We start from the raw sequence: 26,002 nt of genomic DNA on the forward strand, positions 1-26,002 counted from the left end.
TATATAATTTCTTCACGAAGAGTATCTAATGCAGGTAACTTTATGTTTCGATATTGTCAAATCAGTAAAGCAATCATCACACCAATCAAAATAACGATTGGGGTTTCTTGAGCACGACGATATATGCCCCACTTGATAGCCTTCTAGTAAATAAATTGCTTTACCGCACTCAACACATCTTGAGCCCGATTCGTTATAAAGCAACTCGCTAACCGACTTATAAATAGGTCTAACATCAAGTTGCCGAACCGCCAGTTTGTCCAAAATACTCGCCTGTGGATTCGATTCCAAGGTTTTTCTAATCAAATCATTTGGATAAAAACTAGCTTCAATCGGTAAGGGAACGGGGAAATCTGCCAAGCTTGCAGGCTGGATGTTTTGCGCAACGAGAATTTTGGACTTCGGAGATACAGACACTCTGTAGGCGGTACCGAGAGCTTTTACTCTACTCATTTCCAGCGCAGTTATGTATCCTGCCTTAAGTCCAAAAGTGGTAAGTGCCGCAATTGGCAAGGCAAGTGCGAAAGACCCAAAGGCAAGCTGGAAGCTCGATGCAAACAACAAAACCAAGAATTTATTGAGCCCGCCAAACACAACATCTTCGCCACCTTCACGAATAATTACACGAAAAAGGGTGCTTAATAAATCCTTTTTTTCCATGGGCGATTATGATCTATATTTCCTCAGCGTTACCCGCCACCATGGTTCCCCGCGTGAATAAACCTTCCAGCCAAGAGTTTCCATCTCATCAAGCATCTTTCGTAAAATTTCAACATTTTTGGCAACTTGTAATATATTCGGGGCCTCATCAGAATAAGATGTTTTTTCCACCACCTCAGATTGAGCAATTACTCCACCCTTCTTAGATGTAGAAACAGCGACAAACACCCAATTTACATTTGGCTTATTAAATAATCTAGAGCCTCCAGACATTGCGGAAAACAGTTGAGTTTCGCAGGTTTCATATTCCACATAATGCTCAACTTGTTTACTATTAAAAGTTTGATTCGCTTTAGATGTTTCAATTTGACTAACCTTAGTGCCAGCCTCGGCAAACTCTCGTTTTTCAAGTATTGCATCTGAATGAGTTATGAACGCAAGTATCTTAAAATCTGCTACCTGTTGAATTTGATTTGTTGCACCAAATGCAAAATTTACAAGTGGAAGATGAGGAGATGAGGTAATCTTTACAAGACTTTCAAACCCAGTTTTATTAAAAGGGAGAATAATGGGGTTGTTATCTCTGACAGCTAATTCTTCTTTTTTCGATATTTCAAAATAACTCGTCGAAGACAATATCTTCGAATCGAGTTTCTCTTTATCAGAAGAGACTCTTCTCAATTTATCATTACGTTTTGGGCTTAGATCTCGCTGTTTTAAGAACAACTGATCAAGATTTAGTAACACCTTTGGAAGGATACACCAAAAATCTCTCCAAAAACCTCTCTCAATAGCAACGCCTTCCATGCCATAAATTTGCCTTTCCAATCTATCAACCACATCTAACGGGCTGCATTTAAATAAATAAAGCATCTTCAACTCTTGAAGCAAATATATAGATGGAAATGAACTATTTATGCTGTTAATTTCTTTTACATCATCATAGGAATCGTATATTCTCAGCAGGCTCTTCAATTCATCTTCAGGCGCGACAGGCGGAACCATCATCCACCGATAATCTTCTGAATATGATCGAGAGTATAAAAAGCGATAATAGTGCATAATTCGAGAACCCTATTTCCTACACGCGAATGATTCGAATTTCCGATTCAGCCATTCGACAAAGTGGTTCAATAAATCTCTCGAACTGCTGTAGACTCGCAAATGTAGATTGTTGCTGCTTGTAGATTTCGGATGCAATTTCTTGCGATGTTTGCTTACCCGTTAGCGCAGACCATAAGTTTTTTGCCCAGTTTGAAGCTTTTAATAATTTCTCTATCTGGTCTCGTTGATCAGATAAAGTTTGCTGTGCAACATCTCTTGACCTGCGCAAAGTTTGGCAAATACAAAACGCTAAAGCATGGGCAACGTTTAAGGGCTCTGGGAACGATATCAACTTACTGCTCATTTCAAGTGAATCTTGTAGATGTTTAGGAAGGCGTATGTGATTTTCAGCATTTCCTAGACCAACAGCTGACACAGGAATTATTGCACCCGTCCAATGTGAAACATTACGTTTATGAAGATCAATCAATTCTTTAAAAGTATCCTGCGCTAAGGATACAAGTTTCCCAAAATTATCTTCTTGCCACTTCTTGTCCACAGCATCAGCCTTAGATAAGGCGATAACATAAGTCAATGGTCGAAACGGAAACTGTTGGTCAAATCTGCTGAGAACATTTACTAGACGATTTACCCCGCTCTTAAAACTTGCTTCCTTTAGATTCTTGTAACTTGTCAAGGATACAGAATCAACAAAAATTATTACTGCATTGCTAATAGAAATATGAGTGGCTATTTCCCGTAAACTCTCCAAAATTTCTGGATCCTCAGGGGCATCATCAGGCTGAACCTTTAATACACCACCTCTATAATCTATCCAGCTAATAGATGTTACAAAGGACGACTCGTAGAGTAAGTCAAATGACCAAACAGTAGTTTTTTTAGTACCTGGGGGATAATCAAAATTGCGAGCTCCAAATGATATTTTCTCAAATTTTCCGCTTTCGGCTATCCAATCGCCATCTGGGCCTAAGGATGTTGGGCGTATCTTGAAACCTTCAAGAGAGTTAGCCCCAAGAACCTCATATAATCCAGCCATGTAGCTGGTTTTTCCTGAACCGCTCAAACCCAACATGGTTACTTTCATAACTCCGACTCCCTTTCTGCGATTAGGCGAAAACGATTTTACCGAGTATATATAATTTTCTATTTAATAGCAATGGTAGATTAATGGATTAAAGTTACTTAATCTTGAAATTAAATCAAATCTAAGAAAAGCTGTTAAGGATATCATTCCTGAAACCCCGTCCGATACAACTCATAATACATCCCCTGATTCGCCAGCAACTCAGCATGTGAGCCTTGCTCGATGATCTTCCCATCGTGAATGACCACGATTTTATCTGCGGATGTAATCGTCGAAAGGCGATGCGCGATCACATCATTGAATTCCGCCAGCAAATGTGGCGATGTCACGAGCGTTATCCTGTTTTGCCGCGCTGAATAAAGAATTCGGGCAGAATGACCCGAAGCAATTACCCCGCTGACTAACACATTCGTATCAAGAACGACTCTTGCCATGGCGCGCATTGCGAGATTCGCGTGTGGCTTTCACGGCATCCGACATCACTTCTTCTTCGCTATAGCGGGAATATTTCTTCCGAATCGCGCTCACAGTCGCGACAAATTTCTTTTCGAGCACAACGCGATCAATCTCCGTGTCCAACAACCGCCAAAGTTCAACCTTTTCCTGCGCAGGCAGTTTGCGCAAGGCTTGCTTGATCTGGTCAAATGTCACGTTAACTTGAATAGTTTCCATTTTCAACTCCATCACTTACCTCAGGCGTACGCAAACACATCTACCTGCACAGACTTGATCGGTTTCGCCTTCCCATGAACCAGCAGGCGTACTTTCTCGGTCGTTTCGCGGCTGAAAATTTCCTCACCACAACGAGTACATACCTGCGCAGGGATTTTTTCTACGAGCACAGGTTTGCCGTCAATTTGAAATACCTCGTTCACTACTTCTTCGCGGTATTCTGTCGAACCGCATACATGGCACTTGAACATGGCTACCTCAATGGATAGGGTAAAAGTTTCAGATCATACACAAACCGATAATCCCTCTGATTCTTGGAAACGAATTCACAGTCCACAACGAGCGCGGTTGCCGCGATTAAAGCGTCTGCAAGAAGCAACCCATGACTCAGGCGGTATTTACGAATTAAACCAACCGCTCCATTTGAAATTTGTTCGTTCAGTGGGACAACCTGAAATCGCTCAAGCAATCGGTCTGTGTTTTGTAATTCGATTTTGTTTCGACAACCAACCAGAAGTTCCAACTCTGTCACTGCGCTTACCACGAGCGTTGACTTTCCCTCAAAATGCTTCAAACAGTCAATCGCATCAGCATTTTGAGCGGCAGCGTCAATCAGTATGTCAGTGTCTACGAGCACGATGCTCATTTACTTCCCCACTCACGTTCGCGAGATTCCCGCACCCATCTCACGCTATCACGCATATCTTCGCGATCTTTCCACATCCCAATAAAAGGCTCATCTTCGAGTTTTCCGCGTTTGGACTTTTTGCGCGAAACTTCACTGTAGCGCGCTTTTAGAAAAGCCACAAAATCAGAAACTTGTTTTTGCGCTTCGGGAGGAAGGTTTTGAATATCTTCAAGGATTCTAGGAATAGCCATAGTTACCTCATCTCAAATTATAGCACTTCATCCAAACCTGACAGGTTTTCACATAACCGCCCCAATCGTGAATCCGCGTCCACGCGAACGGCTGGGTCAATCATGTCGCACAGGAAACCTGTCAGGTTTATTTACCTACTCCTGAAACCCCGTCCGATACAACTCGTAATACATCCCCTGATTCGCCAGCAACTCGGTATGCGAACCTTGCTCAACAATCTTCCCATCGTGAATGACCACGATTTTATCTGCGGATGTGATGGTTGAAAGGCGGTGCGCGATCACGAAGGATGTGCGTCCCTTCAACAGAGTCGCCAGCGCGTGTTGGATGATCTGCTCGGTCTGCGTATCCACCGACGAGGTCGCTTCATCTAAAATCAAAATGCGCGGGTCGGCGAGCAACGCGCGCGCGAACGAGATCAATTGTCTCTGCCCCACGCTCAACGTCGCGCCGCCTTCCTCCACCGAAGTCTCGTATCCATTTTTCAAGCCCATGATGAACTCATGCGCGCCCACCGCCTGCGCCGCGCGGATCACTTCCTCATCATTTGCATCCAAACGACCGAACAAAATATTTTCCTTCACCGTGCCAGTGAACAGAAACGGGTCTTGCAGAACCATCCCCATCTGCCGCCTCAGCGACGCCTGAGTCACCGTCCGCAGGTCGACGCCGTCCACGCGCACACAGCCCGACGTCGGATCATGGAAGCGTGCCAGCAACTTCACGATGGTCGTCTTGCCCGCGCCCGTCTCCCCGACCAACGCCACTGTCTGCCCCGCATCCACATTTAAATTAATTTGATTGAGGACGAGAGTCGGATCATCGGAATAATGGAACTGGACATCTTCGAATCGGACGCCGCCGACGATTGCCTCTAACCCTTTGGCATTTTCCGCATCCCGCACCTCGACGGGCTGGCTGAGCAGTTCGAGAATCCGCTCGCCGCCCGCCATCGTGGATTGAAGCGTGTCGAAGCGCCGACTCATATCGCGGATCGGCTCGAAGAAGCGGTCAATGTACAAAATGAACGCGATCAACACGCCTGCAGTGATCTCGGTATTCAACACATATTTCCCGCCGACATACACAACGATGGCAGTTGCGATCGCGCCGAGCACATCCACCACTGGCGTGAATAGCGACGCGACCTTCGCCGCATCGAGACTCGTTTCGAGATAATAACGATTCACATACCCGTTGAAGGTGGAATAATTTTTCTCCTGCCGCGAGAACGCCTGCACCACCCGCACCCCGTTGACATTCTCCGCCAGCACCGAATTCGTCCACGAAACGGCGGCGCGAATTTTGCGATAACTCTGCCGCGCGGCTTTGCGGAAGATGATCGTCGCCAGCACCATGAACGGCAAAACGGTAAACGTGAGCAATGACAACTTCACATCCAGCGCGAGCATCGCAACCAACGTACCGATGATGCCAAGCAGATTCCGCACAATTGCCAGCACCGCCCACGTGATGAACTCGCGCAATGTGCCAACATCATTGATAACGCGCGTGATGACACGCCCCACACTGTAGCGGTTATAAAAACTCAACGACAGATTCTGCAAATGCTCGAACATCGCCGTGCGGACATCGTACAACACGTGTTGCCCCACGCGAGACATGATCCGCACACGGTAGAAGTTAGTCACGAGTTGAACGACCGACACAATCAAATACGCCAGCACGATATTTCTCAACGCGTGGGCATCTTTCGCGCCGACGCCTTCGTCAATCGCAAGTTTGACGAAGTACGGTCCCGACACAGCCGCGGCAGTGACAATGATCATCAGGGTCAACGCAAAGAACATGCGCGGCGCATACGGTTTCACAAAGCGCAGCAATCCACGCGCAACCTTGGGGTCGTAGCCCTTATCGAGCGTCTCTTCCGATTGGGTGATAAATTGGGGAGGGATAATTTTGGTGGTCATATCTATTTCCGTCCTGAGCGGAGTGAGGAGCGATAGCGACGAACGCAGTCGAAGGACAAGTGTTCATGAAAAAAAGTTGGCTTCATGCTCACGCTTCGACTTCGCTACGCTCCGCTCAGCGAGGAGGTTTCTTTTTATTTTCTCTCTGCTTTCTTTCAGTCTTTACGATCTCGTGAATTCCATCAAAGTCACCGCGAATTAATGCTTGCTTCTTGGCGCGGCTCCAACCTTTGATCTGTCGCTCCCATCGGAGGGCATCGTAATAATATTTTGTTTCGTCCGAAGCCCAAACCAACTTCACAGGTCTACGAGAAAAAGTGTACGCGGATGACTCAACGCCTTCTTGATGTTGCCAGAGTCGTTTATTGATGTTGTCAGTGCTTCCTGTGTAAAAGGAGCCATCAGCGCATTCAAGGATATAAACAAGATAAGGCATATTGTTTTCTCCGTCCTGAGCGGAACGAGGAGCAGTTGTTGCGACGAGTGCAGTTGAAGGACATTGGGGCACGCACGCTTCGACTAGGGAACGGACAAGCACCCTTCCTCCGCTCAGCGAGGAACGAAGTCGAAGGACATGTTTCAAAAGGAATTTTATGCTTCCTGACTGCTCTCGCTTCGACTGCGCTCGCCTATCGGCTCGCTCCGCTCAGCGAGGAAGTTTTCCTCCATCTCCTCCGCAAAACCAGCGTGATCTACCAATTGCAGGTCATGGATTTCTTTGTACAGTCCTCCGCGTTTGAGAAGTTCTTCATGCGTGCCTCGTTCGGCGATTTGACCTTTATCCAGCACGAGGATCAAATCGGCGCGTCTCACTGTAGATAAACGGTGCGCGATCACGAACGTTGTGCGTCCTTCCATCAGCGTATCCAGCGCGGCTTGGATTAGTTTTTCAGTTTGAGTATCCACCGATGAAGTTGAGTCATCGAGAATCAAAATGCGCGGATTCATCAACAGCGCGCGCGCAATCGCCACGCGTTGACGTTGTCCGCCTGAAAGCGTCACGCCGCGCTCGCCGACGATAGTGTCGTAGCCGTTGGTAAACCCTTCGATAAACTCATGCGCTTGCGCGGCTTTCGCGGCGGCGATGACTTCGTCCATCGTCGCTTCGGGGCGGCCATAGGCAATGTTTGCTTTAATCGAGTCGGAAAATAACAGCGAAGTTTGCAAAACGATGCCAATTTGCTTTCTCAGAGTCACCAAATCCATTTCGCGGACATCCACGCCATCCACGAACACACTGCCATCGGTCACATCGTAGAAGCGCGGAATGAGATTGATGAATGAGGTTTTGCCCGAACCCGTCGGTCCGATCAATGCGATGATCTGATTCGGTTTGACGTTTACGCTGACACCATTCAACGAGACGGTTTTTTCGCCTTTGTAATTCAGCCGCACATCGCGGAACTCGACCTCGCCGCGCAGGGATTCCATCTTCACCGCATTCGGCGCGGACTGGATCGCTGGCTCCACGTCCAACACTTCGAAGACACGTTGCGCGCCAGCCGCCGCCTCCCCGCCCGCGTTGACGAGTCCCGTCAACTGTTGGGCTGGTTCCGCCATCATCAAGATGTACGCGTTGAACGCGACGATCGCGCCGATGGTCAACGTTCCGTCCATGACCATCTGCCCGCCGAACCACAGGATCAAGATGACGCTGACCGTCGTGAGCCAGTTGGTGGTCGGCATGATCTTCGACCACTCGTCAATGACATGCACCCATGATTTGAAAACGACATTGTTCGCATCGGTGAACCGTTTGATCTCGTATTTCTCACGCGCAAACGCGCGGACGACTTGCACGCCGACGACATTTTCCTGCAAGCGATTCGAGACCTCGCCCATTGCTTGATCCACGATGAAGAATAATTTTCCGATCTTCGTGCCAAAACTGGAGGTCATCAACACAAGCGGAATCATCGGCACGAGCGCGATCCCCGCCAGGAATGGATTCTCCGCGACCATCGAATAGATCACTCCAACGGCGAGCATGACAAACTTCACAAGGTCGGAAACCGCCGTGCCTGAAAATTTTTCTATCGAGCGGACGTCTTCGATACAACGCGAGATGAGTTGTCCCGATTGCGTATGATCGTGGTACGTAAACGTCATATGCTGGATGTGATCGAACGTGCGGTTACGCAGGTCATAGCCAACGTGAGCCGCGATCCATTCAGTCGTGTAACGGTTGACCAGGCTGAGGAAAGCCGAACCAAGCCCAAGTCCGAGAAGGAGAAGCGCGGACTGTGTGATCTGTCGCATATCGCGGCGAGTGAGTCCGTCATCCACCGCTGTCTGAATGATGCGCGGGACGAGGAGGTTGAGCGCGGTCATGATGAACAGCATCAAGAGAGTCGCAAGGATCTGCCATGTGTATGGCTTGAGGAAAATTCGAGTTCTGAGTAAATTTTTCATAGCGGGCTTGAAAGGATACCATAAATTATTTTTCTGTTCTGGTGGCAGTTGCACTGCCACCAGAGGTGACGCAGTACAACTGCGTCACGAACATCACGGCGAGTCAGTCGCATGAACGCGACGCAGTGCAACTGCGTCGCAAACATCACGGTGGTATAATGCCCGTGCTTTTATCTTGAAGAACTTGAAGGGACACATGAAACTTCACGAGTATCAATCCAAAACGATCTTTGCAAAGTATGGAATCCCGATCCCCAAGGGACGGGTGGCGGCTACCGCAGTGGAGGCGAAACACATCGCCGAAGAGCTGGGGGGCCGCGTTGTTGTTAAATCGCAGGTGCTGGTGGGCGGACGCGGCAAAGCGGGCGGCATCAAAGTTGCCAAAAGCGCGGCAGAAGCCGAGGGACTCGCACAACAGATCCTCGCGATGGAGATCAAGGGCTTGCCCGTTCGAAAAGTGCTGGTGGACGAAGCCGCCGCCATCGAACATGAAATTTATTTTGCTATCACGAACGATCGCGCCGCGAAAAAACCTGTGATGATCGCCTCGGGCGAAGGCGGCATTGACATCGAGGAAGTAGCCGCGACGACACCTGAGAAAATTATCAAGGTGCATATCGATCCGCTGTTGGGGTTGCGCGATTACCAGTCGCGCGATGTCGCCGCTTCGATTGACCTGCCGCGCGAACATTGGCGCGACTTCAGCAAGATCGCGGCGGGACTGTGGCAAGCCTATCTCGAAACCGACGCGACGCTGGCAGAGATCAATCCGCTGGTCATCACGAAAGACAAACGATTGGTCGCGCTCGACGGCAAAATGATGATTGACGACAACGCGTTGTTCCGTCACACAGACTTGAACGAGATGCGCGACATTGACGAAGAAGAGCCCGCCGAGACCGAGGCGCGGAAGTACGGACTCTCTTACATCAAACTCGATGGCAACATCGGGTGCATGGTCAACGGCGCGGGCTTGGCAATGACTAGTATGGACATCGTCAAACTCTTCGGCGGCTCGCCCGCCAACTTCCTGGACATCGGCGGTGGCGCAGGCTCGGATAAAGTTTCCGCGGCGATGAAAATCATTTTGTCCGACCCCAACGTGAAAGCGGTTCTCTTCAACATTTTTGGCGGCATCACCCGTTGCGACGAAGTGGCGCGTGGAATTTTGGTCGCCATGGATGAAGTCAAACCGAAAGTTCCGATGGTCGTGCGGCTCGTCGGCACGAACGCGGAAGAAGGACGCGAAATTTTGAAATCTGCAAAAATGATCACGGCAGAGACTCTTGCCGACGCGGCGAAGAAGGCAGTGGAGGCGGCGAGATGAGCATCCTGATCAACAAAAACACAAGACTTCTCGTGCAGGGTATCACCGGCAACGAAGGACTCTTTCATTCCACACAAATGCTGGCATACGGAACAAATCTCGTCGCGGGTGTGACGCCCGGCAAAGGCGGCGAATGGGTGCTGGATGGAAAAGTCCCCGTATTCGATTCGGTCAAACTCGCAAAAGAAGCGACCGACGCGAACTGCGCGGTGATCTTCGTCCCTGCCCGCTTCGCGCCCGACGCGATGTTTGAAGCGGCAGACGCGGGCATTCCCCTCGTCGTGTGCATCACCGAAGGCGTCGCTGTGCAAGACATGATGCGCGTGCGAAATTATCTCGACCAGAAAAACGTTCGCTTGGTTGGTCCGAACTGCCCAGGCATGCTGACCCCCGGCGAATCAAAAGTTGGCATCATCCCCGGCAACATCGCCATCCCCGGCAACGTGGGAGTCGTTTCGCGCTCAGGCACGCTCACGTATGAAGTGTTGTACGCGTTGAAACTCGTCGGCATGGGCGCATCCACGTGCGTGGGCATCGGCGGCGACCCGGTCAATGGAACGAATTTCATTGACGTGCTGGAAATGTTCGAACACGATCCGCACACCGAAAAAGTTGTGCTCATCGGCGAGATCGGCGGCTCGGATGAGGACAAAGCCGCAGAATTTATCGCATCGAAGATGACCAAGCCTGTCGTTTCATTCATCGCAGGCCAGACCGCCCCTCCCGGTAAGCGGATGGGTCACGCGGGCGCGATCATCGAAGGCGGCGCGGGGACTGCGGAAGGCAAAGTCAAAGCGCTCGAAGCCGCGGGAGTCAAAGTAGCGAAACATCCCGAGGAGATTCCGTCGCTATTGAAGTAAGACCCCAGCCACCGATTACACAGATTTTCTCAAATTTTTAAAACCAATCCGTGAGAATCGGTGAAATCCGTGGCAAAGGTTTAAATTAAACACGTAGAGCCGTCCTTATCGGACGGCTCTACGGTTATAATCGCCAAAAGGATTTACTTATGCGAGTCGATGTACGAAACGGCGTCACCGACGGTAGCGATCTTTTGGGCGGCTTCGTCGGAAATCTCGGCGCCGAACTTGTCTTCAAACGCCATGATCAACTCCACCAAGTCGAGCGAATCAGCCTCAAGGTCCTCGCGGAAGCGAGCCTCGGGTGTGATCTTCGCCTCGTCGGCGCCCAGTAAATCCTTGATAATCGCCTTTACGTCGTTAAATGTGTCAGACATGACAACCTCCTCAGAGAATTTCTTCTATTGTACTAGATAATACAACCACAGGAACACTGCCCCATGTCAAAAGTTGCGCCGATAGACCAGCGAAAAGCAGACCATATTAAGATCAACTTAGAGCAGGATGTCCGCTCTGCGCTGACAACAGGACTGGAGAATTACCGATTCATCCACGAAGCATTGCCCGAACTGGACTTAAACCGCCTCGATACGACGGTCAGCCTGTTTCGCAAACTTCTAGCGGCTCCCATCCTCATCTCTTCGATGACGGGCGGCACAGCCGAAGCCGAGACCATCAACCTGCGTCTCGCCGAAGCCGCGCAAGAGATGAACATCGCTATGGGAGTCGGCAGTCAACGCGCGGCGATCGAACACCCCGAACAAGCGCGGACGTTTCAAGTCCGCCGCGTCGCGCCTGATATTTTATTGTTCGCAAATCTTGGCGCAGTACAACTCAATTACGGCTACACCATTGACCACTGCCGCCGCGCCGTAGACATGATCCAAGCCGACGCGTTGATCCTCCATTTGAATCCGTTACAAGAAGCCGTGCAAGATGCGGGCGACACAAATTTTGATGGGCTTGCAAAACGAATCGAGGAAGTCTGCAAACAAATCGAGGTCCCCGTCATTGCAAAAGAAGTCGGCTGGGGAATCTCCGAACGAACAGCAAAGTTATTATCCGATTGCGGCGTTTCCGCCATTGACGTCGCAGGCGCGGGCGGCACAAGTTGGTCACAAGTGGAAATGCACCGCGCCCCCGACGAATTCACCCGTCAACTCGCCGCGACGTTTGTTGGCTGGGGAATCCCAACGGCAGATTCAATTTTGAATGTGAAGAAAGCAACCCCCGACATGACCATCTTCGCCAGCGGCGGCATCAAAGATGGACTCGACATCGCCAAGTGCATCGCCCTCGGCGCAACGCTCGGCGGCATGGCAGGTCAATTCCTCAAAGCCGCGGCAATTTCGACCGAGCAAGCAGTTGACATGATGAAACTAACGAAGCGGCAGATCGAGGTGACGATGTTTGCTTCGGGTGCCGGAACATTGAAAGAGCTAACAAAAGACAGGCTTGTGGTTGTATAATTGAAACAGAGGTGTTGCATGACTATTCAAACTACGCCCAACACAAAATACGCCAGAGGTGTCCGCTGGCTAGCTGAACTCTACGAAAAAAAACAAGTCAGCAATTTGACCGCGCAAACGCTCAACAAAGCAGTCGAGTACGAGGTCAGCCAATCGCAATCTCAATTAGACGAGATTGAAAAAGTATTAGCCGACTACGAGAAACAATTCAAAATGTCCACTCCCGAATTCTTCGAGCGTTACCAGGCAGGACAAACAGATGATAGCGCCGAATCGGTCGAATGGGCGTCGCTTGCTCAAATGGCAAACAGCATCCGCAAGCGACTCGAACTTCTTAGCGAATCGTCGGAATGAACCCGATCGAATACGTGGAGTCGGTCAAAGAACGCCTTTCGACCGACTCTATTGTTATCAGGTTTGATGTCATCAGGGAGTTTGCCAGCCTTGAGGAGGGGTTTATCCGTGTTCGAGCAAATTTGACCAACGGCGATATCCTCGATTTCTCTGAATTCGTACAATGGCTGGACGATTTGGAATTAACCAGCTACCGGTATCATTGGATGGATAAAGATAAACATCTCATTCGTCGCTGGGATAATGCGAAACACTTCCCTGATCTCCAAAACTTTCCGCATCACATCCACATCAGCGAAACGGATGTGACTTCAGGCAAACTTGTCAATATCTTCGACGTGCTTGATGAGATCGCATCAGCCATCCACAAACTGAAACGATGAAGTTAACGAAGCGACAGATCGAGGTGGCGATGTTCACCTCAGGCGCGGGAACATTGGATGAATTGCGAAAAGACAGGCTTGTGGTTGTATAATTGAAACAGAGGCGCGCTATGACTATTCACACGTCAGCCAATACAAAAAAACAAGTTGGTAATTTGTTCAAACTCTACGAAAGCGGGCAGGTAAGCGAAACAACTGCGCGTAACTTGAACAAGGTTCTAGATTTAGAACTCAGCCAGTTGCAGTCTGATCTCGCGGCTACCGAAAAAGACCTGGGCGACTTTGAGCGTCAACACAACATGTCCACAGCGGATTTTTTCAAGAGATGGCAGGCGGGCAAAACCGACGACCGCATGGATTATGTCGAATGGGCGTCACTGGCTCAAATGGCGGATAATCTACGACAACGTCTGGAATTCCTTTCCAACGAAAGCCAGAAATGAATATCGCCGAATACTTCGAATCGGTCAAGGATCGTCTCTTGACCGATTCAGTTGTTGTTGATTTTAAGTTTCTTAAACGCGTAGATAGATCAAATAACGGTCATCTACGCGTTCGCATTTTCTTTTCGGATAACAGCAAAATGGAATTTTCAGAATTCATTGAGCAGAACACAGAAGGTGAGATTCGCCTTGTAACCTATAGTTATCATTGGGCTGATACAAACGGCAATCTCATTTGCCGCTGGGACAACGCTCCGCACTACCCCCATCTTGAAAACTTTCCGCATCACATCCATGTCAGCGAAACGAATATCACATCAGGCAAACCTGTCAATATTTTCGAAGTATTGGATGAGGTTGCGTTAATTATCAACAAATAGCTCCGCGACGGCGTTTGTTGGAATGGAAAATTGATCAACGCGTAAGGTTGTATAATTGCGAGAGAGGTATGCCATGGTCACAGTTACAGTTACGCTTTCAGAAGACCGATTCGAAAAATTACAAAATCTTGCAACTCAGTTCAACGTTCCCGTCGAACAATTACTTCGAGTGAGTGTTGAGGAATTGGTCGCGCGTCCGCAAGAAGATTTTCAAAAAGCGCTTGAATACGTTTTGGAGACATACAACGAACTGTACAAGCGACTGGCATAATGATTCGATCTCTCACCATCACCGAAGTTCTCGAAATATATCAACGCATTATGAAGCAAACTGGGGGCTTGGTTGCAATCCGAGACTTTGGCGCGCTCGAATCCGCGCTCGCCCAACCTTATATGACCTTCGGTGGAAATGAACTCTATCCCAACCTCGCAGAAAAAGCCGCGGCGTTGGGATTTTCTTTGATTCAAAACCATCCCTTTGCAGACGGAAACAAACGCACAGGTCATGCGGCTATGGCAATGTTTCTAGCGATCAACGGTTACATGATAGATGCAAGTATTGACGAACAAACGGAAGTTATCTTATCGGTTGCCGCTGGCAAGCTTGAACGCGACCAGTTTACGAAATGGCTCTCCAACCACATCAGAGAATTTTCGTGAACCAGCACACGTAATAAATCAATGCCTCAAGATTTGTGACAAAAACAACTTCGTCCGATCTTCCTTCGGGGAATTGAAGATCTGCTCAGGCGTCCCCTGCTCCACAATTTCACCTTTGTCGAAAAAGATCATGCGGTCCGCGACGGCGCGGGCGAAACCCATTTCGTGCGTCACAGCGAGGATGGTCATGCCTGATTTTGCGAGTTCGGTCATCACATCCAGCACTTCTTTGATCATTTCAGGGTCGAGCGCGGAGGTCGGCTCGTCGAACAGCATGATCTTCGGCTGCATCGCCAGCGAGCGCGCGATTGCCACGCGTTGCTGCTGTCCGCCCGAAAGTTGACCGGGGAATTTCTTCGCCTGTTCGGGGATGCCAACGCGCTCCAGCAATTGCATGGCGATCTCCTCCGCCTTCTGCTTCGTCCACTTGCGGACTTGGATCGGCGCAAGGACGATATTCTGCATCACGGTCAAATGCGGGAACAGGTTGAACTGCTGAAAGACCATGCCTGTTTCACTGCGAATCTGCTCGATGTTGCGCACATCGTGGCTCATCTCGATGCCGTCCACCATGATCTTCCCGCGTTGATGTTCCTCAAGACGATTGAGCGTGCGGATGAACGTAGACTTTCCCGAACCCGACGGCCCGAAGATAACGATCACTTCCCCTTTCGCCACTTCCATGTTGATCCCTTTCAACGCATGGAAATTCCCATACCATTTATGAACTTCTTGAACTTTGATGATCGGTTCGTCTGCCATAGCGCTTATCCTCGTTATCGAATTCCAACTCCGAGCCGCACTTCCAATTGCTGACTCAAGTACGACATCCCGTAACTCAACACCCAAAAGATCAACGAAATAAATACATACACCTCGCGCTGCAAGCCGAGGAACTCCGGTTGGGCTAGCACAGTCTTCGCCATTCCCAGCAGATCGAGCAAGCCGACGATGGCGACCAGCGATGTATCTTTGAACAACGCGATGAACTGTCCCACGAGAATCGGAATGATCAAGCGCAACGCTTGCGGCAAAATGATAAAGACCATCGTCTGCGCGCCGCTCAAGCCCAACGCCTCCGCCGCTTCGAACTGTCCCTTCGGGATGGCTTGCAAGCCGCCGCGCACATTTTCCGCCAGATACGCCGCGCTGAACAACGTAATCCCCACCATCGCGCGGACAACGCGATCAACCGTCCAGCCGTCTGGCAAGAAGAGCGGCAACATCAATTGCGCCATGAACAGGATCGAAATCAACGGCACGCCGCGCACCAACTCAATGTAACCCACGCTAAACCATCGAATGATCGGTAATTCCGAGCGACGCCCCAATGCCAGCAGTACACCGATCGGGAAAGAGAACATAATTCCGACCACCGTCAGCAGGAAGGTGAGCAACAACCCGCCCCAAAGGTTGGTCGTCACTATGGGCATGAATCCCGTTTCGGATTTGGAGAGTCCGCGCGTGAGCAGGATGATGATGGGCAGTGAGATGACCCACCCCGCGATCACGCTTCTTTTCAGGACGTCCGGGCTGGTTCGCCCGATTCCCCAGCCTGCCAGTCCCGTGACGGTTAAGATGACCAGCCACTTACGCGGCTCGTCACCGAACGGAAAAGCAAACGCCAGCACGACAGGTAAAACTAAAAGCACAAGCGCATAACGCGAACCTCTCGCCCAGATCGCCAATGAATTTCCCGAAAGAAAAACCAGAAGGGCAAGCCAGATCCACAACCTCCAAGCCTGCTCGAGTGGATATTGCCCGATCATCAACAAGCGCATGTTGACGATGATCACTTTCCATTCGGCTGTGGTGAATACCCACGTCAGCAGACCGCTCACCGCCCAATAGACGATCCACGCGCCGAGGATGGTCAACACTGCGTCGTACCACGAACCGAATAGATTCTTGCGCGCCCAACGCAGGAGGTTGGAGCGTTCGGTCATCGGCGGGAGGACAGATTCGACGTTTGCCATCTTAGCGCTCCACCAATTTGATCCGCTGGTTGTACCAGTTCATCAACGCCGAAGTCAGAAGGCTGATGCTGAGATAGGTCAACATCACTAACGAGATCATCTCCACCGCGCGACCTGTTTGATTTTGAATGGTGTTCGATACATAGAAAACGTCGGGATAGCCGACTGCAATCGCCAGCGATGAATTTTTCACCAAGTTTAGATATTGACTCGTCAGCGGCGGGATGATGACGCGCAGGGCTTGCGGGAAAACGATCAGGCGCAAGGTTTGAAAGCCGTTCAAGCCCAACGCGCGTGAGGCTTCCACTTGTCCCTTTGAAACGGATTGAATCCCCGCGCGCACGACTTCGCCGATGAATGCGGCGGTATACAGCACGAGTCCCGACGTGAGCGCCATGAATTCGGGAGTGAGAATTTTCCCGCCTGCGAGATTCAATCCTTTCACGAAAGCGAGATCCAATGTGAGCGGTCTGACAGGGAGGATGAACCAGCCCGCTACCGCAACCAATACAAATGTGAGGAGCGACCAGAGTAGAGTCAACGGGGCGCGGCCTGTGCGTTGGCTATAGGCTCGAAGAGCGAAGAAAACGATGACGGCGAGAATCAAGCCGAAGAGGAGAATCAGGCGGAACGTCGGGAAAGAAGCGGTTGGAATCCCCCAAGGGATGCCCACGCCGCGATTCGTCAGGATGATATCGCCGGGCCATAAGATGGCATCCTTCACGCGCGGAAGTTTGAGAAAAACGCCGAGGTACCAAAAGATCAAGAATACCAACAACGAAAGATTGCGAATGAGTTCAAGATAAAATGTTGCGAGGCGGTTGATGATGAAATTCGTGGAAAGGCGCGCGACGCCGAGAATCACGCCGAGAATGGTCGCAAAGACGATGCCGACGACGCCGACCTTGAGCGTGTTCAGCAATCCCGCGAGAAACGCCTGCCAATACGCGGAGTTGCGGTCGTAGGGGAAAGAGGTTTCCGCAAGGTCGAAGCCGGAGATGTTGGTCAGAAATGAATAGCTGAACGAGATGCCTTGTTTGGCAAGCCCGACTTTCATGTTCTGGTAGATGAGCATGCCCACATAGAAAACAGACAAAGCAAAAACGATCTGCCCTAAAATTTTGAGAATGCGCTCATCGCGCCAAAATGGAATTGTTGCGGCTTGGTTATGTTCGCGCTGCATGGAGAGTCATCCAAATGAAAACAGAGGGCGGGGAATATCTCCCCGCCCTCTTTGCGTTCTTTATGGTCTAACGGAACGGCGGCGAATAGAGCAAGCCGCCATCGGTGTACAGGCTGTTGTAGCCGCGCGGAATGTAAGTCGGGGTATCGGGACCGAGGTTGCGATTGTAAATCTCCTCGTAATTTCCGACGAGCTTGATAATGTTATAAGCCCAATCGTTGGTGAGCCCGAGTTTCAAACCCAGGTCGCCTTCCACGCCAAGCATACGGCGGACTTCAGGCGCGGTGGCATTGGCGCGAATGTCATCCACGTTAGCAGAGGTGATTCCAAATTCTTCGCCGGAGAACAACGTGAAGACCGTCCATTGCGCGATGTCGAACCATTGATCGTCGCCGTGGCGAACCATCGGACCGAGCGGTTCTTTCGACATGGTCACGTCGAGGATCTCGTGAGCAGACGGATCTGCCAACACAGAGCGGCGCGAGACCAAGCCGGATTTATCGGTGGTGACGGCGTCACAGCGCCCTTCGGAGTATGCCGCGAATGTCGCATCGGCATCTTCGAAAACAGCCGGGGTGTACTCGACGCCCAACGACGCCATCACATCGGCGAGGTTAAGTTCGGTGGTTGTGCCGGTCTGAACGCAGATCGTGCCGCCCGCCAAATCTTGAAGGGTCTTGATTCCGCTATCTTTCGGAACCATCATACCTTGACCATCATAGAAGGTGGTGTGGACGAAGTTGCCGCCCAACTCGGTATCACGCACAAGCGACCACGTGGTGTTGCGGCTGAGGATATCGATTTCGCCGGATTGCAAAGCGGTGAAGCGCTCGGCGGCGGTCACAGGGCGGAATTCGACTTTGGTAGCATCGCCAAAAATGGCGGCGGCGAGGGCGCGGCAATAATCAACATCGATCCCCGCAAAATTTCCGCTCGCATCCACGTAGCCGAAGCCCGGCACTTGCGAGTTCACGCCGCAGACCAACTTGCCGCGTTCCATCACGGTTTTCAGCGTTACGCCATAGCCGGTGGGAGCGACAACAACCGGCGCGGATGAGGTCACTTCAACGACTACAGTTTCTTTCACGGTGACGGTTTCGCCGCTGGGAGCGGGCGCAGGAGCCGCGGTGCCACATGCGGCTAACACAAGCGCGAACAGGACAAACAACGATAGGGTGGTATAGGTTTTACGCATCTCTCCTCCAAGTAGAGTTTTATTTGACCTCTTGCATAAGTGTCTCTAGCTTAGCCACAGAGTCCACAGAGACCTTTGAGAAATGCTCTCTTTCTCTGTGTGCTCTGTGGCGAAAGTGATTTTCGCAAGAGGTCTATTGAACGATCTCGTTTTATACGGCGCAGTTCTTTACAACAGGACGGGGGCGGCGCACCTCCTTTCGTGTTGAAAGGTTTGTAATTCATTTTTTGAAAAAAAGCAAGGCGATTTGACTATTCGTTTCGCGGAAACATTTATATCTCGCAAGGTCGTTTCTATTCCGCAAATCAAAAGTATAATTCGCGCACGTCCTGCCATCGAGGTCAACCATGGAACTCAGCACAATCCTCCAGCGCATTCCGCAAATCGCCTCCGCCAAGTCAATCGAAGTCGTTGAGTTGACGGGCGGCATCACCAACAAGAATTACAAGATCACAGCAGACGGAGACTCCTTCGTCTTGCGGATGGGCGGCAACGAGACAAAATTTCTCGGCATCGACCGCGCGGTGGAATATGAATGCTCCCGCCTCGCCGCGCAAATTGGAGTTGCTCCAAACCCTGTTGCCTTTATTGCCCCTGAGGGATTCATCCTCGCTCGTTTCATTTCAGGCAAAGGGATGTCGGCTGAGGAGATCGGCACGGAGGAAAACATCAAACGCGTGCTTGAATCTATGAAAGCCTATCACGCGATTGAAAACTTTCCCGGCTTTTTCTCTCCCTTCCGCGTCGCGGAGGAATACGCCAAAACTGCTCGCAGTTTCAATGTAAAACTACCCGATAAGATGGATTGGTATCTCGAAAAATCAAGTGAGATCGAAACAGCGCTCTACGCCCGCGAGCCGCTGGCACTCCGTCCCTGCCACAATGACTTACTCAATGGAAACTTTATTGATGATGGAAATCGCATCCGCGTTTTGGATTGGGAATACGCGGGCATGGGCGACATCTTCTTTGACCTGGGCAACTTCGCCGTTCAACACGAATTCAACGTAGAACAAGATGCCATCTTGCTCCGCGCCTACTTCAACAACCCAACAGACTCACAACACGCGCATCTCAAGTTAATGAAGATCATGTCCGATCTAAGAGAGGCAATGTGGGCGCAGGTACAACGCGGCGTCTCGCAACTTGATTTTGATTACGAAGGCTACGGGCAGAAGTATTTTGAGAGGTTTGAATCCAGCACGAGTGGAAGTGAGTTTCAAAGGTGGCTGAGGGAAGTGTAAAACGTGAGGCGTGGAGCGAATTGGGCGTGAGGCGACTCCAATTCAATGCTCCGACAGCTCATCAATTCACAAAAGGAGAACAAAATGACAACCGCTACATCTCACCGTGACTTGCGCGTGTATCAACTCGCCTTCAAATCCGCGACACAGATCCATGAAATCACCAAGAAGTTTCCTTCCGAAGAAAAATACAGCCTTACTGATCAAATCAGGCGTTCCTCGCGTTCGGTCTGCGCGAACATCGCCGAAGCATGGCGGAGGAGAAAATACCCGAAGAACTTCGTCAGCAAATTGACCGATTCTGATTCAGAAGCCACCGAAACCGCCGTCTGGATTGATTTTGCATTACACTTCGAATACATCACACCCGCACTTCACAAAGAACTCTCCGACCATTACGACCACATTTGCAGTCAACTCTCCATCATGATGTCCGACCCAGGCAAATGGACCCCGCGCGGCAAAGAGTAACCCCTCGCCTCACGTTCACACACCCCACGCCTCACGAATCCACGCCTCACGCAACATCGCCTCACGCTCCACGAACCCACGCCTCACGAATTTACCCTCAAACACCAATCAAGGATCAACACACTCATGAATCTACCCACACACGCACAAGCGATCATCATCGGCGGAGGAGTCGGCGGGGCAAGCATTGCTTATCATCTGACACAGATGGGATGGAAAGATATCGTCGTCATCGAACGGCATGAATTGACGAGCGGTTCGACGTTTCACTCGGCAGGTTTAGTGGGGCAACTCCGCACATCATCGAGCCTCACCAAGATGATGCGTTACAGCACGGACTTGTATCGCAAGCTCAAAGACCTCACAGGCGTTGACCCAGGCTGGAACGAAGTGGGCAGTTTGCGAATCGCTTCATCGGATGCGCGGCTGGAGGAATTGAAGCGCGTTGTCGGATATTCCAAAGCATTTGGGATGCCACTTGAAATTATTTCACCGAAAGAATGTGGGGATTTATTTCCGTTGATGTCGTTGGATGATGTGCGCGGCGGAGTCCACCTCCCCACCGATGGGCAGATTGACCCAACGGGACTCACCAACGCGCTCGCGGCTGGCGCGAAGAGTCGCGGGGCGACGTTTATGTTCAACACGCGCGTGACTGGAATCACCGTCAGCGGGAATCAGGTTCGGGGTGTGATGACAGATCGAGGCGAAGTAAGAAGCGATGTCGTCATCAACGCGGCGGGATTGTGGGGCAACGATATCGCGTCCATGGTCGGCATCACGTTGCCCATCATCCCGATGGCGCATTTGTATCTCATCACCAAGCCTGTCAAGAATCAACCACAGACGATGCCGACGATGCGCGATCCAGATCATCTTGTTTATTTTCGCGGCAGTGACAGCGGCATGGTCGCGGGCGGGTACGAACGACAGCCCGCGCCATGGGGACTCGATGGCGTGCCGCAAGATTGGAATTTCAAATTGCTCGAACCCGATTGGGATCGCTTCACGCCGTTGATGGAAAATATTATCAAGCGCGTGCCATCAATGGAAAGTGTTGAGATCGTGCAGTTATTAAATGGACCCGAAGGCTTCACGCCCGATTCAGAATATTTGTTGGGACCAACATCTGTGCGCGGCTTTTGGGTGGCGTGCGCGTTTTGCGCGCATGGCATCGCGGGCGCGGGCGGCATCGGCAAAGCGATGGCGGAGTGGATCATTGACGGGCACCCCGAATGGGACATGTGGAAACTCGATGTGCGGCGTTTTGGAAATCAATATGCGAGTCAATCGTTCACGTTGGCGCGCACAATTGAAACGTACGGAAAATATTACGACATTCACATGCCATACGAAGAACGCGAGTCGGCGCGACCTTTGCGTGTTTCGCCCGCCTATCATCACTTGCAGGATTTGGGCGCGGTCTTTGGTGAAAAAGGCGGATGGGAGCGCCCGAACTGGTTCGCGCCAAATGAAGCGGACTCACGCGCCGCTTCTCTTCCCGACCTTTCGGGCTGGTCGCGCGACAACTGGTCACCTGCCATCGCCGCAGAGACTCGCGCCACGCGTGAAGCCGCTGGCTTGTTCGATGAAACGTCGTTCTCGAAAATCGAAATCCAGGGACCAGGCGCGTGTGAATTCCTGCAAAAATTATGCGCCAACGATATTGATAAACCCATCGGCACAGTGACGTACACGCAAATGCTCAACGCGCGCGGCGGAATCGAATGTGACTTCACTGTGACGCGCCTCGCCACAGATCGGTTTCAAATCGTGACTGGCACAGCCTTCGGCACGCACGATATGACTCACCTGCGAAGATACATGCCGCTCGATGGAACTGTGTTTGTAAACGACATTACTTCGGCGAGAACATGTTTTGGTTTGTGGGGTCCACGCGCTCGTGACATTCTGCAATCTGTCACGCGCGACAACGTATCTAATGAAGCGTTCCCTTATATGACAGCGAAACAGATCACGATTGGGAATATTCCCACCCTGGCATTGCGCGTGACGTATGTCGGCGAACTCGGCTGGGAGTTTTACGCGCCCTCTGAATATGGCGAACAATTGTGGGACACGTTGTGGAGCGCAGGCAAACCGCACGGCATGGTCGCGGCGGGATACAAGGCGATTGAGTCCATGCGGCTGGAAAAGGGTTATCGCTACTGGAGCGCGGACATCACGCCAGATTACACCCCGTACGAAGCAGGGCTGGGATTCGCGGTGGCGTTGAACAAGTCCGTTGATTTCTTTGGTAAGCAATCGCTGGTCAAACAGAAGGCGGAAGGCGTTAAACAAAAGTTGTGTTGTATTGTGCTGGATGATCCAAACACAATCGTCTTTGGAAGTGAACCAATTCGCCACAATGGAAAAGTTGTCGGCTGGGTCACCTCGGGTGGATTCGGATATTCGATCAACAAGTCCATTGCGTACACGTATTTGCCGATTGAGTTGGCGAAAGTTGGAACGCGGGTAACGGTAGAGTGCTTCGGCGTTGAAATTCAGGCGGAAGTACAGAAAGAGCCGTTGTTTGATCCGAAGGGTGAGCGAGTGAAAGCGTAACGTGACATAGGGAAAACGTCCCGCAGGTTTCCTGGGATTCAGCAGAGTCCTGAAATCAAACCTGCGGGACGGTCTTGCATATGAACAACATCAAAGCCATCATCTTCGATTTCGGGAATGTTTTGCTCGAATGGAATCCGTGGTATGTGTATCGTCGTCATTTTGAGAATGAAGAGGCGATGAGGAAATTTTTCAGTGAAGTGGATTTTGCGGGATGGAACGCGCAACAAGATAAAGGTCGCACATTCAAAGAAGGCGTGGCTGACCATTCGCAGAAGTTCCCGCAATACGCGCATTTGTTTCAGGCATATCACGATCATTGGAAAGATTCGATAGGCGATACATTCGCAGGTACAGTCGAAATTTTGAAGCGACTCAAACAGGCGGGCTATCCACTGTATGGGTTGAGCAATTGGTCGGCGGAGACATTTCCGTTTGCACGAGAAAAGTATGATTTCTTCAACATGCTCGATGACATGGTCATTTCGGCAAACGTCGGTTTTGTGAAGCCTGAGCCTGAGATCTACAACCTCATGCTTGAAAAGATCGGCAGACTCGCGAGCGAATGTGTATTCATTGATGATTCGCTGGTGAACATCGAACAGGCAAAACGGATGGGATTTGTTACAATCCATTTCACATCGCCCGAACAATTGGAAGATGAATTAACTCATATGGGAATTCTCTAACGCATGGACACAAAAGAACTCATCTCAGCCATCGAAGCCGAGCTGCAAAAACAAGTCTCGCGATTGGATTCGCCGCGCACAAAGCCTTTCCACGAGATGCTCACCTATCACATGGGCTGGACGGGTGAAGGCGCGGGTCCCGAAGCGACTGGCAAACGGATTCGTCCGCTGTTGGTGTTGTTGACTTCATCTGCTTGTGGTGCAAATTGGCAATTTGCGCTACCTGCGGCGGCGGCGATTGAATTGGTGCACAACTTTTCACTCGTGCATGATGACATCCAAGATAATTCATCGAAGCGACGAGGCAGGGATACGGCGTGGGTCAAATGGGGCGCGCCGATGGCGATCAATGTTGGCGATGCGTTGTTCGTGATGTCGAGTCAGGCAATTGTTGATTTGAAAGATAGCTATCCAGCCGAGGTTGTGATGAAAGCGGCGGGGATTCTGCATAACACTTGTCTCGATCTCACACGCGGACAGTATCTTGATATGTCTTATGAAGAACGAAACGATCTCGGCGTGGAAGATTATTGGCACATGATCTCAGGCAAAACATCCGCGCTGATCGCGGCGTGTTGTCACATCGGCGCGTTGCTTGGCGGCGCGGACGAGGAGAAGCAGGAAGTCTATCGCTCGTATGGGCATTATCTTGGTCTCGCGTTTCAAGTGCAGGATGATATTTTAGGAATCTGGGGCGACGAGAAAGTGACGGGCAAATCGGTTGCGAGCGATCTGGTGGAAGGGAAAAATTCTCTTCCCATTTTGGCGGGGCTTGAGAAAAAAGGAAAGTTCGCGGAAAGTTGGGCGCAGGGACCGATTAAGCCCGATGAGGTTGGCGAGGTTTCGCGTTTGCTTGCGAGTGAAGGCGGCTTGCTCGCGGCGCAAGAGGCGGCGAAGCAGATGACCGATCTCGCGTTGATGAATCTGCGCGAGGCAGACCCGCAGGGCGAGGCGGGCGGAGCGTTGTTCGAGTTGACGAGTCGCTTGCTAGGGCGCAAACAGTAGCCCCGTCGAGGCGAAGCGGGTTTTATATCCGCATTGACACAACAGATTCGCATGGCTATAATTTTGAACATCTAGCGGGTGTAGTTCAGTGGTAGAACGCTTGCTTCCCAAGCAAGATATCGTGGGTTCGAGTCCCATCACCCGCTCTGCATGTCGAGGCTCCGCCTCGACATTTTTGTTGGGGAATTTGCAAGGTTGCTGTCATGTCATCCCCCAAAGGTAGTATGTAAAATTCAGTCTGGAGACACACTATTGATGAGCGAGAGCGCCAAGAATTTGATCCTGTATGTGGAAGACAATCCCGAAAACCGAATGCTGGTGAGGCGTGTCTTGTTGGCGGAAAAATACGCGCTGGTCGAAGCCAGTAGCGCCCAAGAGACCTTTGAAATCCTGAAGACGCGCCGCCCCGATCTCATCTTAATGGATATCAACATGCCCGATATGGACGGCTACACCCTGACGGCGCAGATCAAAGCCATGGATGGGTTCGGCAAGGTTCCGATCCTCGCCATCACAGCCAATGTGATGCGGGGCGACCGCGAAAAAACCATCGAGGCTGGCTGTGATGGGTATATCCAAAAACCGATCGATATCGATCAACTGGTTCGAGAAGTAGAAAAGTTCCTCGCGAGGAGAGCACATGTCTGAAAATGTTTTAGATACCCAACCCATCCGAAAGCCGACGATTCCAAAGGACGCGACCGTTCTGGTCGTTGAGGATAACGTCGCTAACTTTGTGTTGATTGCCCGAATGTTGGGGTATTTGGGAATCCATTGCGAATGGAAAACGTCCGGCTACGAGGTGGTCGAATATGCCGACACGTTATCCCGGCTCGATCTGATTCTCATGGATATCCGCCTCCCCTACGAGGATGGGTACGGCGCTTTGAAAAAGATCCGCGCGTCTGAGAAGCTACGCTCGATCCCGATCATTGCCGTCACTGCCGAGGCAAGCACGGACCAAATGAACAAGGCAAAGGATTCCGGTTTCGATGGCTTCCTCGGTAAGCCGCTCGATCCCGATAAATTTCCCGATCAGATCCGTCGAATTCTAAACGGCGAATCGGTCTGGGAGTTCAGCTAAAAAATTAGAT

32 protein-coding genes, 1 tRNA gene and 1 pseudogene are annotated in these 26,002 nt (G+C 50.8%); 17 read left to right on the top strand and 17 right to left on the bottom strand.

Annotated features, from left to right (window positions below):
- Positions 1–12 precede the first annotated feature (12 nt).
- The 12 genes and pseudogenes from AC16KF_RS09810 to AC16KF_RS09865 form a co-directional block, all read right to left on the bottom strand.
- A complete protein-coding gene (locus AC16KF_RS09810; RefSeq protein WP_484037132.1) occupies positions 13–660 on the bottom strand; it encodes a hypothetical protein in 648 nt (215 codons plus the stop codon).
- Between the two features lie 6 nt (positions 661–666).
- Positions 667–1,668, bottom strand: a complete 1,002-nt coding sequence (locus tag AC16KF_RS09815; RefSeq protein WP_484037133.1) for a hypothetical protein — start codon at positions 1,666–1,668, stop codon at positions 667–669.
- 73 nt (positions 1,669–1,741) lie between these two features.
- Entirely contained in the window at positions 1,742–2,809 is a 1,068-nt protein-coding gene (locus AC16KF_RS09820; RefSeq protein ID WP_484037134.1) for a P-loop NTPase family protein, read from the bottom strand.
- A gap of 143 nt (positions 2,810–2,952) precedes the next feature.
- Positions 2,953–3,138, bottom strand: a complete 186-nt coding sequence (locus tag AC16KF_RS09825; RefSeq protein ID WP_484037201.1) for a hypothetical protein — start codon at positions 3,136–3,138, stop codon at positions 2,953–2,955.
- A 6-nt stretch (positions 3,139–3,144) separates the two neighbouring features.
- A pseudogene (locus AC16KF_RS09830) lies at positions 3,145–3,252 on the bottom strand (hypothetical protein); the annotation flags it as partial.
- Positions 3,224–3,481 carry a hypothetical protein gene (locus AC16KF_RS09835; protein WP_484037135.1) on the bottom strand — a complete coding sequence of 86 codons (258 nt, stop codon included), beginning with the start codon at positions 3,479–3,481 and terminating at the stop codon, positions 3,224–3,226. The pseudogene AC16KF_RS09830 and the gene AC16KF_RS09835, both read right to left, overlap by 29 nt.
- A gap of 20 nt (positions 3,482–3,501) precedes the next feature.
- On the bottom strand, positions 3,502–3,732 hold the full coding sequence (locus tag AC16KF_RS09840) for a YgiT-type zinc finger protein (protein ID WP_484037136.1): 231 nt from the start codon (positions 3,730–3,732) through the stop codon (positions 3,502–3,504).
- Positions 3,733–3,734: 2 nt separating this feature from the next.
- Entirely contained in the window at positions 3,735–4,127 is a 393-nt protein-coding gene (locus AC16KF_RS09845) for a PIN domain-containing protein (protein ID WP_484037137.1), read from the bottom strand.
- Positions 4,124–4,360, bottom strand: coding sequence for a DUF2281 domain-containing protein (locus tag AC16KF_RS09850; RefSeq protein ID WP_484037138.1), 237 nt, complete (start codon positions 4,358–4,360; stop codon positions 4,124–4,126). Before AC16KF_RS09850 ends, AC16KF_RS09845 begins: the two co-directional genes overlap by 4 nt.
- A gap of 135 nt (positions 4,361–4,495) precedes the next feature.
- Complete coding sequence (locus AC16KF_RS09855; RefSeq protein ID WP_484037139.1) at positions 4,496–6,292, bottom strand: ABC transporter ATP-binding protein; 1,797 nt, start codon at positions 6,290–6,292, stop codon at positions 4,496–4,498.
- A gap of 115 nt (positions 6,293–6,407) precedes the next feature.
- Positions 6,408–6,728: a GIY-YIG nuclease family protein gene (locus AC16KF_RS09860; protein WP_484037140.1), complete on the bottom strand. Its 321-nt coding sequence runs from the start codon at positions 6,726–6,728 to the stop codon at positions 6,408–6,410.
- 155 nt (positions 6,729–6,883) lie between these two features.
- A complete protein-coding gene (locus AC16KF_RS09865) occupies positions 6,884–8,704 on the bottom strand; it encodes an ABC transporter ATP-binding protein (RefSeq protein ID WP_484037141.1) in 1,821 nt (606 codons plus the stop codon).
- 196 nt (positions 8,705–8,900) lie between these two features.
- Between AC16KF_RS09865 and sucC the strand changes: the two genes are divergently transcribed.
- Positions 8,901–10,031, top strand: coding sequence for an ADP-forming succinate--CoA ligase subunit beta (gene sucC / locus AC16KF_RS09870; RefSeq protein WP_484037142.1), 1,131 nt, complete (start codon positions 8,901–8,903; stop codon positions 10,029–10,031).
- Positions 10,028–10,891, top strand: a complete 864-nt coding sequence (sucD, locus tag AC16KF_RS09875) for a succinate--CoA ligase subunit alpha (protein ID WP_484037143.1) — start codon at positions 10,028–10,030, stop codon at positions 10,889–10,891. The genes sucC and sucD overlap by 4 nt, the downstream gene beginning before the upstream one ends.
- Before the next feature lie 143 nt (positions 10,892–11,034).
- On the opposite strand, the gene acpP is transcribed toward sucD, so the two are convergent.
- Positions 11,035–11,268, bottom strand: coding sequence for an acyl carrier protein (gene acpP, locus AC16KF_RS09880; RefSeq protein ID WP_484037144.1), 234 nt, complete (start codon positions 11,266–11,268; stop codon positions 11,035–11,037).
- A gap of 63 nt (positions 11,269–11,331) precedes the next feature.
- Here acpP and fni point away from each other — a divergent pair, with 63 nt between their 5' ends.
- The 7 genes from fni (at position 11,332) to AC16KF_RS09915 (ending at position 14,580) form a co-directional block, all read left to right on the top strand.
- The gene (gene fni / locus AC16KF_RS09885) at positions 11,332–12,360 is read left to right on the top strand and encodes a type 2 isopentenyl-diphosphate Delta-isomerase (RefSeq protein ID WP_484037145.1); all 1,029 of its coding nucleotides are present in this window, start codon (positions 11,332–11,334) and stop codon (positions 12,358–12,360) included.
- Positions 12,361–12,378: 18 nt separating this feature from the next.
- Positions 12,379–12,714, top strand: a complete 336-nt coding sequence (locus tag AC16KF_RS09890; protein ID WP_484037146.1) for a hypothetical protein — start codon at positions 12,379–12,381, stop codon at positions 12,712–12,714.
- Positions 12,711–13,097, top strand: coding sequence for a toxin-antitoxin system TumE family protein (locus AC16KF_RS09895; RefSeq protein ID WP_484037147.1), 387 nt, complete (start codon positions 12,711–12,713; stop codon positions 13,095–13,097). The genes AC16KF_RS09890 and AC16KF_RS09895 overlap by 4 nt, the downstream gene beginning before the upstream one ends.
- Positions 13,098–13,207: 110 nt before the next feature.
- Complete coding sequence (locus AC16KF_RS09900; RefSeq protein WP_484037148.1) at positions 13,208–13,540, top strand: hypothetical protein; 333 nt, start codon at positions 13,208–13,210, stop codon at positions 13,538–13,540.
- Positions 13,537–13,920 carry a toxin-antitoxin system TumE family protein gene (locus AC16KF_RS09905; protein WP_484037149.1) on the top strand — a complete coding sequence of 128 codons (384 nt, stop codon included), beginning with the start codon at positions 13,537–13,539 and terminating at the stop codon, positions 13,918–13,920. The genes AC16KF_RS09900 and AC16KF_RS09905 overlap by 4 nt, the downstream gene beginning before the upstream one ends.
- Before the next feature lie 73 nt (positions 13,921–13,993).
- Positions 13,994–14,191 (top strand): DNA-binding protein, encoded by a 198-nt coding sequence (locus AC16KF_RS09910; protein ID WP_484037150.1) that lies wholly within the window; start codon positions 13,994–13,996, stop codon positions 14,189–14,191.
- A complete protein-coding gene (locus AC16KF_RS09915) occupies positions 14,191–14,580 on the top strand; it encodes a type II toxin-antitoxin system death-on-curing family toxin (protein ID WP_484037151.1) in 390 nt (129 codons plus the stop codon). The genes AC16KF_RS09910 and AC16KF_RS09915 overlap by 1 nt, the downstream gene beginning before the upstream one ends.
- Positions 14,581–14,598: 18 nt before the next feature.
- Here the strand turns inward: AC16KF_RS09915 and AC16KF_RS09920 are convergent, their stop codons facing one another.
- The 4 genes from AC16KF_RS09920 to AC16KF_RS09935 all read right to left on the bottom strand — a co-directional run bounded on the left by AC16KF_RS09920 (position 14,599) and on the right by AC16KF_RS09935 (position 18,934).
- On the bottom strand, positions 14,599–15,342 hold the full coding sequence (locus AC16KF_RS09920; RefSeq protein ID WP_484037152.1) for an amino acid ABC transporter ATP-binding protein: 744 nt from the start codon (positions 15,340–15,342) through the stop codon (positions 14,599–14,601).
- Between the two features lie 14 nt (positions 15,343–15,356).
- The gene (locus AC16KF_RS09925) at positions 15,357–16,556 is read right to left on the bottom strand and encodes an amino acid ABC transporter permease (RefSeq protein WP_484037153.1); all 1,200 of its coding nucleotides are present in this window, start codon (positions 16,554–16,556) and stop codon (positions 15,357–15,359) included.
- A 1-nt stretch (position 16,557) separates the two neighbouring features.
- Positions 16,558–17,739 carry an amino acid ABC transporter permease gene (locus AC16KF_RS09930; RefSeq protein ID WP_484037154.1) on the bottom strand — a complete coding sequence of 394 codons (1,182 nt, stop codon included), beginning with the start codon at positions 17,737–17,739 and terminating at the stop codon, positions 16,558–16,560.
- 67 nt (positions 17,740–17,806) lie between these two features.
- Positions 17,807–18,934 carry an amino acid ABC transporter substrate-binding protein gene (locus AC16KF_RS09935; RefSeq protein WP_484037155.1) on the bottom strand — a complete coding sequence of 376 codons (1,128 nt, stop codon included), beginning with the start codon at positions 18,932–18,934 and terminating at the stop codon, positions 17,807–17,809.
- A gap of 347 nt (positions 18,935–19,281) precedes the next feature.
- Between AC16KF_RS09935 and AC16KF_RS09940 the strand changes: the two genes are divergently transcribed.
- The 8 genes from AC16KF_RS09940 (at position 19,282) to AC16KF_RS09975 (ending at position 25,992) form a co-directional block, all read left to right on the top strand.
- Positions 19,282–20,178 (top strand): phosphotransferase, encoded by an 897-nt coding sequence (locus AC16KF_RS09940; RefSeq protein WP_484037156.1) that lies wholly within the window; start codon positions 19,282–19,284, stop codon positions 20,176–20,178.
- 84 nt (positions 20,179–20,262) lie between these two features.
- A complete protein-coding gene (locus AC16KF_RS09945) occupies positions 20,263–20,649 on the top strand; it encodes a four helix bundle protein (RefSeq protein ID WP_484037157.1) in 387 nt (128 codons plus the stop codon).
- Between the two features lie 126 nt (positions 20,650–20,775).
- Positions 20,776–23,214 carry a GcvT family protein gene (locus AC16KF_RS09950; protein ID WP_484037158.1) on the top strand — a complete coding sequence of 813 codons (2,439 nt, stop codon included), beginning with the start codon at positions 20,776–20,778 and terminating at the stop codon, positions 23,212–23,214.
- A gap of 80 nt (positions 23,215–23,294) precedes the next feature.
- Positions 23,295–23,903, top strand: coding sequence for an HAD family hydrolase (locus tag AC16KF_RS09955; RefSeq protein WP_484037159.1), 609 nt, complete (start codon positions 23,295–23,297; stop codon positions 23,901–23,903).
- 3 nt (positions 23,904–23,906) lie between these two features.
- A complete protein-coding gene (locus AC16KF_RS09960) occupies positions 23,907–24,908 on the top strand; it encodes a polyprenyl synthetase family protein (RefSeq protein ID WP_484037160.1) in 1,002 nt (333 codons plus the stop codon).
- 74 nt (positions 24,909–24,982) lie between these two features.
- Positions 24,983–25,054 (top strand) — tRNA-Gly (locus tag AC16KF_RS09965).
- Positions 25,055–25,163: 109 nt separating this feature from the next.
- Complete coding sequence (locus AC16KF_RS09970; RefSeq protein WP_484037161.1) at positions 25,164–25,556, top strand: response regulator; 393 nt, start codon at positions 25,164–25,166, stop codon at positions 25,554–25,556.
- Positions 25,549–25,992 carry a response regulator gene (locus AC16KF_RS09975; RefSeq protein ID WP_484037162.1) on the top strand — a complete coding sequence of 148 codons (444 nt, stop codon included), beginning with the start codon at positions 25,549–25,551 and terminating at the stop codon, positions 25,990–25,992. The genes AC16KF_RS09970 and AC16KF_RS09975 overlap by 8 nt, the downstream gene beginning before the upstream one ends.
- Positions 25,993–26,002: the final 10 nt, after the last annotated feature.

Source organism: Candidatus Defluviilinea gracilis (genome assembly GCF_057138825.1).